Genomic DNA, 11,490 nt, shown 5'->3' with positions numbered 1-11,490 from the left:
TATATGTACCCAAGCCTGAGCGCATACGGGACTGGATAAGCGCACCGAAATCAAATGGTTATGAAGCACTCCATGTTACAGTGATGGGACCACGGGGCAACTGGATGGAGGTTCAGATTCGTACCAACCGAATGGATGATTTCGCCAAGAAAGGTTTTGCGGCCAGATGGAAATATAAAGACGAAAAAGAGCGGAACAATGCCCTGGACCAATGGCTGTCAAGGATCAAGGAACATCTTAATAACCCCACACCTGATACCATGGAGTTCCTGGATGAATTCCGCCTGAATCTCTTTGCTTCTGAAATATTTGTTTTTACTCCGAAAGGAGATGCCAAAAGATTGCCCGCCAAGTCCACTGCACTCGATTTTGCCTATGAAATCCATTCAGAGGTTGGAAACAAAGCCATTGGGGCAAAAGTTAATCATCAACTCGTACCTTTGAGTCACGAATTGCAGAACGGAGATCAGGTGGAGATACTGACCTCCGATAACCAGAAAATTCAACGAGAATGGCTCAACTATGTGACCACAGCCAAGGCGAAAGCCAGTATTACCAATGCTATAAAAGCCGAAACAAAAAACCGGACCTATAAAGGAAAAAAAGAACTTGAAAAAAACCTGAGCCGTTTTGGCTTAAGGCCCAATTCCAATCTTATCCGAAAACTCCTGGAAGCTTATGAAGTAAGTTCTAAGGAGGAATTGTACAGCAAAATCGGAAGCGGAATTATTTCCCTGGATGGTATTGATAAAATCATCAAAAAACACTCACGCAGCAAATTTATCCGTTACTGGGGCTTACAGATTTCCAGAACAGCCCATAAAACCATGCCGAAAAGCAGAAAAAGCCCTTATACGGAAAAGTCCGGAGAAAACTTCGACTACCAATCACCTTATATCATCAGTGAAAACGAAAACGACAATCAACTGCCCTATCAAATCGCCGAATGTTGCCATCCCATACCGGGTGATGAGGTGGTAGGATACAAAATGCCCAATAACAACATCATTATTGTTCACAAAACCGGGTGCCCTACAGCAATCAAACTCATGTCAAGTCAGGGGCAGTATATTGTGCCGGCTCAGTGGACCACCCATACCTACCTCTCTTTTCTGGCCAAGCTTAGTATTAAAGGAATTGACAGACTCGGCATTGCAAAAGATATTACCACTTTGATATCCAATGAACTGAATGCCAACATCCGAAAACTGAACATCGATACCATAGACGGAATGTTTGAAAGCTACATTGAATTATACGTACATAGTGTAAGCGATTTGAACAACCTCATCTTAAACCTCAGTAAACTGCAGGGCATCGATTCGGTCAAGCGAATCGAAGACGTTTGAACAGCCATCAAAATGCCAGCCGCCGAAAGCAACCAGCACTTGAAATTTATATAAACAAAAATTCCCTTCAATTTGTATTCTTAATGGATTTAGCCTGCATTATTCAAAAATCCCGCTGAGGAAGCGGGATAGTGAAGTTTTTGAATGCGGGATGGGTTGCGGGATGGATGCAGGCTACCCCGCATTAGAAAAACCGACTTTTTGCGAAATTTATTGAAGCAAAAAGTTAGGTTTTTCAATAGCGTCAGAATTATTCAAGAATAATTCGGGTTGGAATTATTTTTTAAAATAATTCTAAATAATTTTGTGGGTAGTGAAATTTTTATTTTAAATTTATACTAAATTAAAATAGTTATTGGATACAACCATGGTATGTACCGAAACCAAAGAAACAGTCAAAAAAATATTCACTGCCTATCTGGAAAGGCGGGGGCACAGAAAAACACCTGAACGTTACGCCATTCTTGATGAAGTATATTCCCGGGACAACCATTTCGATATAGAAACCCTGTATATCTCCATGAAAAACAAGAATTATAGGGTTAGCCGGGCCACATTATATAACACAATTGAATTGCTGCTGGAAAGCAATCTGGTAGTCAAACATCAATTTGGCAAAAACATTGCCCAGTTTGAGAAGGCTTATCAGTGCCGGCAACATGATCATCTGATCTGCCAGGAATGCGGGAAGGTAATTGAATTTTGCGATCCAAGAATCCAGGAAATTCAAGATACCATCTCCGATCTTATGGAGTTCGACATCGATTATCATTCGCTTTATTTTTACGGATTCTGCAAAGATTGCAAGAATAAAAAACTAAACAGAAAAAAATAAAAACCACATTATTTAAAAAAACATTAAAAATCTCCTTTCCATCAAAGGGGATTTTTTTATTTTTAAGATTTTCATTTAAATTAAATTTATAAAAACAATGAATATGAAAGTCAATGTGTTACTTGGGCTACAATGGGGTGATGAAGGAAAAGGTAAAATTGTTGATGTTTTGGCTTCCCACTACAATGTAATTGCAAGATTTCAGGGAGGACCGAATGCCGGCCATTCACTTGAATTCGATAATGTAAAACACATCCTGCATAACATACCTTCAGGTGTTTTTCATGAACGGATACTGAATATCATTGGCAACGGCGTGGTTATTGACCCTGTGATGCTCAAACAGGAAGTGGAAGAGTTGCAGGAAAAAGGAGTGAATATCAACAACAATCTACTGATATCCAGAAAAGCCCATTTAATTTTGCCCACCCACCAAATTCTAGATGCTGCCTCAGAAGCTGCCAAAGGCAAATCCAAAATCGGTTCCACTTTGAAAGGCATCGGACCTACCTATATGGATAAAACCGGACGTAACGGCTTGCGTGTAGGAGACATTGAAGACAAAAATTTCATGGAGCGGTATGAATTTTTAAAAAACAAACACAAAACCCTCCTGAAACAATATGATTATGAATACGAGCTGGAAGAAAAGGAAAAAAAATGGTTTGAAGCCATCGATCTGTTGAAAAATTTTCGTTTTACGGACAGCGAGCATGAAATCAACCGTTTGATGAAAGAAGGAAAATCCGTATTGGCTGAGGGAGCGCAGGGAACACTCCTTGACATTGATTTTGGTTCTTACCCTTACGTCACTTCTTCTAACACCATATGTGCCGGAGCTTGTATAGGGTTGGGCGTTTCGCCGAAAAATGTTGGTAATGTTTACGGGGTATTCAAAGCGTATTGCACACGTGTTGGAAGCGGTCCTTTTCCTACCGAGCTGACCAACGAGGAAGGAGAAAAGCTTCAAAATCAGGGTAATGAGTACGGGGCAACGACCGGCAGACCCAGACGCTGTGGCTGGCTTGACCTTCCTGCCCTGAAATATGCCATTATGCTGAACGGAGTGACCGAGCTGCTTATGACCAAAGCCGATGTACTGAGTAAATTTAAAAAGATTAAAGTATGCACGGGTTATAAAATCAACGGGGAAGAAATCGATTATCTCCCATACGACCTATATCAGATCGAGGAACCCATCTATAAGGAATTTGAAGGCTGGGACACCGACATCTCGAAAGTGGATCAATTCAACGATCTTCCCGAATCCTTTAAAGAATATATCCAATTCATAGAAGATCAAACAGGCGTTCCCGTGACCCTAATATCAAACGGACCGGACAGGAAACATTTAATTGAAAAGTAAATTATACGACTCTGAAAAAAATTGTCCGGCTTTGACAGATTTATTGCTATTCGGTTTTATTGGGCTTCTCCAGGCCGTAACCGGAGGTTTTATCATCACGTTTCAGCAAGAATGCAAAGAAAAGGCCCAATACTCCAAGCAATGATAACATAAGCATTGAGTTGGTATAATCCAGTGGAGTAAGCACTTCAGCACAATAAGTTCCATCCTTCAGGTTAAAATAGCGGTAGCCTGCTTCCTGAACCACACCCTTCCCGATTTCGATATGCATTTTACCCTGGTCATCCGTGCGAAGGTTTTGCTTCTCCTTGTAGACCACATCGTTGTTTTCCCGGTTATAAACTGTGATCAGTGCATCAAATTTTTCATTTGTAATAAGTTCGCCGGAACTCCGGTATATACCAGAGTATGGTTCATCGGTATTACCTATATTCAAAGTTTCATCCACAATAAGCGGCTCCTTTTTTCTATCCATATCCTCAACCCTAATGCCCAGATTATACTGATCTATATTCAACTTTTCAAATTCAGCCTGGGTTATGATATCCTCCTCACCAACGCGTATGGTATATTCTCCGTTTTCTCCGGATTGTACTTCATGTATGGCCCTCCAAACAATATTGCCGGTACAGCTATCCTCATGAACAATATATTTAACTTTAAATTCGGCATTCTTTCCAATCTCGTCTTTACCCTTATAATATGTTCCCCGATATTCCCCTGTCTCCTGCAAGGTTACATACTGAGCGTTGGTCAGTTCAGTCTGATAATCCGGGTTGGATGAATCCAGTACCATACCGATCAAAATAGGAAGTGCCCAAAGGCCGAGATTTTGTACTGAAAACATAGCCCCATAGGCCGTGCCGATTTTATTTTCTCCCACAATCTTTGTTACAGCCGGCCACATGGCAGCAGGTACAAGTGAAAATGCCACACCCAGGATAAAAATAGGAATATACGGAGGTATCATGGTTTTGGCGAACATAAGATGCGCAGCAATTAACAACACAGAGCCCAGATACATCAGGGTAGCGCTTTTTCCTTTAAAATCGGCAATCCACCCAAACAAAGGAGTAAGAGCAATGGTTCCATACATCAGGATGGAAGAAATATTACTGCTGATCTGCCTTTCCAGATCGTACTTATTCATCAGAAGATCGGGTGCATACTTAACGAAAGGAAAAACGGCAGAATAAAAAGTGACGCACAGTAAGGTTATATATATAAAAGTGGGATTGGTAACCAATAATTTCAAATCCCTCCATTTGAATTCATCTTCCGGATCATGGGGTAAGGTTTCACGAATTTGACGGTCTATTTTGATATCCAAAAAGATATAGATAATAAATGTCAGCAAACCGATCCATAATAACATGACACCAAACCATATGGCATTGGTCCATTGCACTTCGGCCAAAGCGGGGGATAAATTCAGTGCCAGTGCGGTTCCCAGTCGTCCGATGGCGAGGTTTAACCCCAATGCCAAAGCGATTTCTTTTCCCTTAAACCACTTCACAATTACTTTGGAGAGCACCACAATGCTTGTCTCCGCACCAAGTCCGAAGATGAAAAAACCAAGGTACATCATTTTCAAAGCAGGTGAAACACTGGGCCAGAATGAGTTCATAAAACCATATCCAAAACCGCCGGCCAAATAAGCCTCGGAAGCCCCGTAAGCAGTAATGGTGGTACCCACAGCCATCAAAAGAATGAATACAAACCCCGTTATCCTTATACCGATCTTATCCAGAATAATTCCACCCAAAACAGCCATTAAAAGAAAAATATTCGGCACGGAATAGGCCGACATCAATGTACCGTATTCAGAAGAGGAAAACCCGAGATTATCTTGCATCAAATCCTTCAGAGGGGATAAAGCATCATAAAAATAATAGTTGAAAAACATAACGGCACTGCTGATTATCAATACCAGCCACCGCATGAATACAGAATCTTTAAGCGTTCTTCCTGCCATCAAATGATCTTTTAGGGATTTTCATTAAATTTTCAGCATCAAATCTAAAACTTTTCCTTAATTTCCCAAATGTTATATATATGCCCGGATAAAAAAAGGGAAAAGACCTGACTGGACCTTTCCCCCAATATTGAACAATATATCTTACAGAATTAACCGGCTACATAAATCCAGGCTGTTTCTTCAAAATTTTCCCGCAATTCCTCAAGCGTTTTAGCTGCCTGACGCCAACTATCAAACGATTCCACAGAAATCAAACTAAAACCATATTCATTTCGAAGTATCTGTGTATCAAACCCTTTCTCTTGTACATATCTGTTATATGAATTTAAATATTCCTTGTTCTTAAAGCTTCCTACAATGATGTGATACTTATATCCGGAGGGTTCCCGGCGGCCGGTCTCATTTCTGATGGAATCCAGTATCTGTTGATTTCTATTCTTCAAGGAGGATAACCTATTCCTGAGGGTTTGGATTGAATCCATAAACCGCAGACTATCCCGCCTTTTTTGATATACAAGTAGAGAATCCGGTTCATTGGAGAACATATCTTGTTTCTTAAAAAAATCGCAGGATTGAATCAATATACCTGTCAGTAAAAATATTAGAAGTAATTGTTTTTTCATATCCCTGATATTTAGGCTTTCATGTCATACAAATATAAGTAAATTATTCTGAGATAAAAAAATATAGAAACAATAAAAAAGCCGCCCCTAAACGTCATTCACAAAATACAAACTGAAATTCAAAACAATATATATTACCCATGTAATAATAAACAAATCATATCATTTATTTTTAAATTTGAGACCACAAAAAATATCCTTCTTATGCAAACACTAGTTAGTTTATTTGAAAATAAAGTGGATGAGCACCCCGAAAACACGCTTTTATGGGAAAAGCAGAATGGCCAATATGTTGCTACCACTTATGCTCAAACCCGACAAAATGTACATCAGTTTGCAGCCGGGTTAATGAATATGGGAGTAAAAAAAGGACATAGAGTGGCCTTACTATCCGAAGGTCGCAACGACTGGATCATAAGTGAACTGGCCATATTATACACCGGTGCAATCAATGTTCCCTTATCGGTAAAACTGGATGCTACCACGGAACTTAAATTCAGGTTATCACACTCAGGTAGCCGGATAATTATTGTTTCGAATAACCAGGCCTGGAAGATTGATGCCATAAAAAATGACCTGCCTGAACTGGAAAAGATCATTTACCTGGATACCAGGGATCAATATGGGAATGATGAAGTGTCGAAAGAAGAAATCTACAATCTGGGTGAAAATTACCTTAAAACCAACAGGACAGATTTTGAAAGTACCTATGAGGCAATTCAACCAGAAGACTACGCAAACATTTGCTACACGTCAGGTACTACAGCAGATCCAAAAGGAATCATCCTTTCCCATCGAAATTACACCGCCAATGTGGAGCAGGCCTTAACCCTGATGGATATTCCGGAATACTACAAAACTTTACTCATCCTTCCCCTGGACCATTCCTTTGCACATACGGCGGGGATCTATAGTTTCATAGCCAGTGGTGCCAGCATCGGCACAATTGAAGTGGGCAAAAACCAAATGGAAACGCTCAGAAATATACCCAGGAACATCAAAGAACTTAAGCCGAATCTTCTGCTGAGCGTTCCTGCCCTGGCCAAAAGCTTCAGAAAAAACATAGAAAAAGGGATCAGTGAAAAAGGAGGCGTCATTGAAAAACTATTCCGCATTGCCTTGAAAACAGCTTATGCTTATAATAAGGAAGGATACAACAGGGGCAAAGGCCTGCAGTTTTTAAAAGCTCCGCTGCTAAAACTATATGACAAACTTATTTTTAGCAAGATACGTGAAGGCTTCGGAGGTGAACTGGACTTTTTCATTGGCGGAGGTGCCCTGCTTGATCTTGAACTCCAGCGGTTCTTTTATGCCATAGGTATGCCCATGTTCCAGGGATATGGACTGTCAGAAACCTCCCCTATCATTTCATCCAATACCCCTCATAAGCACAAACTGGGCTCTTCCGGTTTTCTGGTTGAAAACATCGAGCTCAAAATCTGTGATGAAAACGGGAAAGAGCTTCCTGTGGGAGAAAAGGGTGAAATTGTAGTACGTGGAGAAAACGTAATGATAGGATACTGGAAGAACGAAAAAGCAACCAGTGAATCCATAAAAGATGGCTGGTTATATTCTGGCGACCTCGGTTATATGGATAAAGACGGATTTCTCTATGTACTGGGGAGATATAAAAGCCTTCTCATCGGGAACGACGGGGAAAAATTCAGCCCCGAGTCCATTGAAGAAGCCCTGATTGAACATTGTGACTACATAGATCAGTGCATGCTGCATAACAACCAGGATGCCTATACGGTGGGGCTTATAGTGCCTAACAAAGAGGCCGTAAAGAATTATGTGGCCCGGCAGGGATACTCCATGCAAAGCGAGGAAGGACAAAACACAGCACTGCAACTAATCCAGGAGGAAATTGACAAATTCAAAAAAGGCGGGGAATACCAGAATATGTTTCCTGAAAGATGGATGCCAGCCGCCATTGCAGTTCTTGGAGAACCTTTTACAGAGGAAAACAAAATGCTTAACAGTACACTGAAGATTGTTAGAAGAAAAATTGAGAGGTTTTACAAGGATCGCATTGATTTTCTTTATACACCGGAAGGAAAAGACATCTTTAACCATCAAAACAAAAACATCGTCAGCCGGTTTTAACCTGCAGGTTAAAGATTTTCTACTGTTCTTCTCTTTCTTTCAGGTATCTGTTCAAAAGAACCCTGGCTTGCATGAAATGTTTCTTTTTAACGAAAACCTTGGTTTCACTACCCGGAAGGGCAGCTCCAAATCCGGCTGTTATGCCTGAATGCATATCATTGCGAATAAAACAGGGAATATAATGCTCTTCAAGGTAAAGCTTAATAAAACCTGCATTGATCTGAGAAGCGGTATAAAGATATGTTAACTGATCTTCTGGTCCCATCTATGCATTCATTTGTATCATCTAACGGCTAATCCCCGGCATTTGTTATTCTTTTTTTCGCTTGAGATTTTCGATTTGACTTTTACGCCGTTTCAAATAATAATAATAAGCGTCCTGCGCCCTCACCCTTTTATCATTATTACGAACATACTTATTATCCTGTTTATCATCCAGAATCCTGGCCTTTACATTGTCGTTCAACTGGATTCTGAGCATTTTTTTCAACTCACGCTTGATTTCCGGGTCGTATACCGGACAGGTGACCTCTATTCTCCGGTCGAGATTCCTTACCATCCAATCGGCGGAAGATATGTAAACTTTCTCATTTCCACCATGATAAAAATAAAATATCCTCGAATGTTCCAGGAATTTATCTACAATGCTGATTGCTTCTATATTATCGCTCAAACCCGGAACGCCCGGTTTAAGCGAACAAATGCCCCGAATGATCAGTTTGATTTCAACTCCTGCCTGACTGGCCTCATATAGCTTTTCCATCATCTCTTCATCCACCAGACTGTTCATTTTGATGATCATGAATGCTTTTTTGCCTCTTTTGGCATTTTTGATCTCATGATCGATATGATAAAGAAAATGGCGCCTGGTGCTGAAAGGAGAAAGAATAATATGATTAAATATATGCTGTTTATAATTTATTTCAAAAAATTCAAAGATTTTCACCACATCTGAGGTGATGCGCTTATCAAAAGTAAACAATCCCTCATCACAGTATATTTTGGTGGTTTCTTCATGAAAGTTTCCTGTTCCGATATATGCAAAATGCTCAATTCGCTTATTAATCTGGCGTTCTATCAATGTAAGCTTACAATGAACTTTCAATCCGGGAACTCCATGAATGACTTTGGCTCCGACTTCCTGGAGCCGGTTCGACCAGTATATATTGGCTTCTTCATCAAACCGTGCCTGAAGCTCAATTACTACGATCACCTTCTTGCCATTCTTGGCTGCATTGATCAGGGAGTTGATTACAACTGACTCTTTAGCAACCCTGTAAAGGGTTATTTGTATAGAAGTAACCCGGGGATCAATAGCGGCCTCCCTGAGCATATCTATATAATACCTGAAAGATTGATAAGGAAAGTGCAAAATGTGATCCCTTTCCTTGATTTCCTCAAGAATACTTTTATGGTGTTCAAAATACATAGGAGGAACCGGGGGCTTGGTCCTGTTTTCAAGATGCAGGGGGCCGATATTGGGAAACCCCATGAAATCCTTGAAATTATGATAGCGGCCTCCGGAAATAATGTTATCCTCACGTCCAAGCCTCATGCGCTTCTGAAAATAATTCAGCAAATCTTCCGGCATGGATGCATCGTAAACAAAACGAACCGGCTGCCCACTTTTTCTTTTTTCCAAACTCAGCGACATTTTTTCCATGAAGCTCTTGGAAATGTCATCATCAATATCCAATTCTGCATCTCTGGTAATTTTAATGGTATATGCCTCTGCCTTATCATAATCAAAGAAGGAAAAAATGTCATTCAAACAATACCGGACAATATCATCCAGAATAATGATGTATTTGTTGTCACCAACCTTAGGTAAAACCACAAATCTCGGCAATATTTCCGTAGCCAGATCAAGAAGGGCATACCGGGTTTTACGGGGATTATCCCCTTTGTGCAACTTAACAGCAAAATAAATGGGTTCATCTCTAAGATAGGGAAATTCGCGGGTATATTGCAGCATAATAGGGACAAGAATGGGTCGAATGCGCTCATTATAAAATTTTTCCACAAATTGCCCCTGCTCCTCTGTTAACTGGGTTTCATTGACCACGTGAATATTATATTCCCTCATTTCACTGAGCAAATCCTTATAAATCTGCTCGAACTTTTGCTGTTGCCCGACAATAATGCTCTGAATCTCCTGCAGCAATTCATGGGGTGTTTTGTTGCCAAGCAGCTTTTTCCGGTCTCTGAAAGCTGCAATTCTTCTTACAGTGGCTACCCTTATGCGAAAAAACTCATCCCTGTTGTTTGAATGAATGCCAAGAAACCTTATTCTCCGAATAAGTGGATTAGAAGGGTCAGCCGCTTCCTGAAGCACCCTGTGATTAAAAGAAAGCCAACTTATTTCCCGGTTTATAAACCGGGAATTGATGTGTTCTGAATTCATACGCTCTCTCGCTGTGCTGTGTGATTTCTTATATGTTTCGGCAATCAAAAATAATCAATTCGAAGCAATTGGCTCCTCCCATGATCTCAAAAATCCATATTTTCTGTGTGATAAACCTTAAGGTTATCCATATCCAGCGCAACCAAATTGCCCATGCCGGAATATCCCTTGTACACACAACCTGCATCGATATCAAATTGTGCCTCATTTTCACGCTCTAACATCTGCTGAATCTGCTTAAGCGGCAATGGAGTATGGCCATGTACAATAAAGCGGTTGTCTGAAAGAGAAAGGTTGTTTGAACAATCCCTGCACCATATCATGGAACGAACATCCTTAAAGGGCTCTTCTGCCCTGAAATTGATCCCCGCATGAACAATGATGGAATCATCCAATTCAATGCAATAAGGCATTTTTCGTATAAATTCCATATGGGATTCAGGCAATGCGCTTAAAGCGGCTCTGTCATCAAACCTAGGAGATTCTGCACCGTAACTGGCAAGAGTGGCATCAGCTCCGTTGAACATCCATAACATATATTTTTCAGCGGTCCGGTAAAGATAAGCATCAATCATCATCTCTTCATGATTGCCTCTTACCGCTTGAATACGGTAACCTTTATCCATCATGTCAATGATATAGTCAATCACCTCCTTCCCCGAAGGTCCCCGGTCAATAAAATCCCCCACAAAATATAATTCATCTTCTTTTCTTACCTGCAGTATGTCTTCTACCAACTTGCGAAGGCTTTTATAACATCCGTGTACATCCCCTATTGCATACCTCATATTTACTTCTTATTTATTAGTTAACAGTTCGTAGTCTCCCC

At 40.5% G+C, this 11,490-nt stretch carries 9 protein-coding genes; 4 read left to right on the top strand and 5 right to left on the bottom strand.

Annotated elements, in window-relative coordinates; translation table 11 throughout:
• From KGY70_10650 to KGY70_10640, 3 genes are all read left to right on the top strand, one after another.
• Window positions 1-1,349, top strand: a 1,349-nt coding sequence (locus tag KGY70_10650) for a bifunctional (p)ppGpp synthetase/guanosine-3',5'-bis(diphosphate) 3'-pyrophosphohydrolase (protein MBS3775639.1), incomplete at its 5' end; no start/stop codon positions are given.
• Window positions 1,350-1,716: 367 nt separating this feature from the next.
• On the top strand, window positions 1,717-2,184 hold the full coding sequence (locus tag KGY70_10645; GenBank protein MBS3775638.1) for a transcriptional repressor: 468 nt from the start codon (window positions 1,717-1,719) through the stop codon (window positions 2,182-2,184).
• Between the two features lie 103 nt (window positions 2,185-2,287).
• Window positions 2,288-3,550: an adenylosuccinate synthase gene (locus tag KGY70_10640; GenBank protein ID MBS3775637.1), complete on the top strand. Its 1,263-nt coding sequence runs from the start codon at window positions 2,288-2,290 to the stop codon at window positions 3,548-3,550.
• Window positions 3,551-3,596: 46 nt separating this feature from the next.
• Here KGY70_10640 and KGY70_10635 read toward each other — a convergent pair whose 3' ends face one another.
• On the bottom strand, window positions 3,597-5,525 hold the full coding sequence (locus KGY70_10635) for an MFS transporter (GenBank protein ID MBS3775636.1): 1,929 nt from the start codon (window positions 5,523-5,525) through the stop codon (window positions 3,597-3,599).
• A 152-nt stretch (window positions 5,526-5,677) separates the two neighbouring features.
• Entirely contained in the window at window positions 5,678-6,151 is a 474-nt protein-coding gene (locus KGY70_10630) for a hypothetical protein (GenBank protein ID MBS3775635.1), read from the bottom strand.
• Between the two features lie 204 nt (window positions 6,152-6,355).
• Here KGY70_10630 and KGY70_10625 point away from each other — a divergent pair, with 204 nt between their 5' ends.
• Entirely contained in the window at window positions 6,356-8,257 is a 1,902-nt protein-coding gene (locus tag KGY70_10625) for an AMP-binding protein (protein MBS3775634.1), read from the top strand.
• A 19-nt stretch (window positions 8,258-8,276) separates the two neighbouring features.
• On the opposite strand, the gene KGY70_10620 is transcribed toward KGY70_10625, so the two are convergent.
• The 3 genes from KGY70_10620 to KGY70_10610 form a co-directional block, all read right to left on the bottom strand.
• Complete coding sequence (locus KGY70_10620) at window positions 8,277-8,522, bottom strand: DUF2007 domain-containing protein (protein ID MBS3775633.1); 246 nt, start codon at window positions 8,520-8,522, stop codon at window positions 8,277-8,279.
• A 45-nt stretch (window positions 8,523-8,567) separates the two neighbouring features.
• A complete protein-coding gene (gene ppk1, locus KGY70_10615) occupies window positions 8,568-10,661 on the bottom strand; it encodes a polyphosphate kinase 1 (GenBank protein ID MBS3775632.1) in 2,094 nt (697 codons plus the stop codon).
• 86 nt (window positions 10,662-10,747) lie between these two features.
• On the bottom strand, window positions 10,748-11,449 hold the full coding sequence (locus KGY70_10610) for a serine/threonine protein phosphatase (protein MBS3775631.1): 702 nt from the start codon (window positions 11,447-11,449) through the stop codon (window positions 10,748-10,750).
• Window positions 11,450-11,490 lie beyond the last annotated feature (41 nt).

Source organism: Bacteroidales bacterium (genome assembly GCA_018334875.1).
In the GTDB taxonomy this organism is placed as follows: Bacteria; Bacteroidota; Bacteroidia; order Bacteroidales; family UBA12077; genus JAGXLC01.
The sequence above is the reverse complement of the archived record's forward strand: the minus strand, read 5'-3'. Positions and strand labels throughout refer to the sequence as shown.

Bases quoted from the DNA above. Each gene is read 5' to 3' on its own strand.
- KGY70_10625 (MBS3775634.1), top strand. From the start codon at position 6,356: ATGCAAACACTAGTTAGTTTATTTGAAAATAAAGTGGATGAGCACCCC.
- KGY70_10620 (MBS3775633.1), bottom strand. From the start codon at position 8,522: ATGGGACCAGAAGATCAGTTAACATATCTTTATACCGCTTCTCAGATC.
- KGY70_10635 (MBS3775636.1), bottom strand. From the start codon at position 5,525: ATGGCAGGAAGAACGCTTAAAGATTCTGTATTCATGCGGTGGCTGGTA.
- ppk1 (MBS3775632.1), bottom strand. From the start codon at position 10,661: ATGAATTCAGAACACATCAATTCCCGGTTTATAAACCGGGAAATAAGT.
- KGY70_10640 (MBS3775637.1), top strand. From the start codon at position 2,288: ATGAAAGTCAATGTGTTACTTGGGCTACAATGGGGTGATGAAGGAAAA.
- KGY70_10630 (MBS3775635.1), bottom strand. From the start codon at position 6,151: ATGAAAAAACAATTACTTCTAATATTTTTACTGACAGGTATATTGATT.
- KGY70_10610 (MBS3775631.1), bottom strand. From the start codon at position 11,449: ATGAGGTATGCAATAGGGGATGTACACGGATGTTATAAAAGCCTTCGC.
- KGY70_10645 (MBS3775638.1), top strand. From the start codon at position 1,717: ATGGTATGTACCGAAACCAAAGAAACAGTCAAAAAAATATTCACTGCC.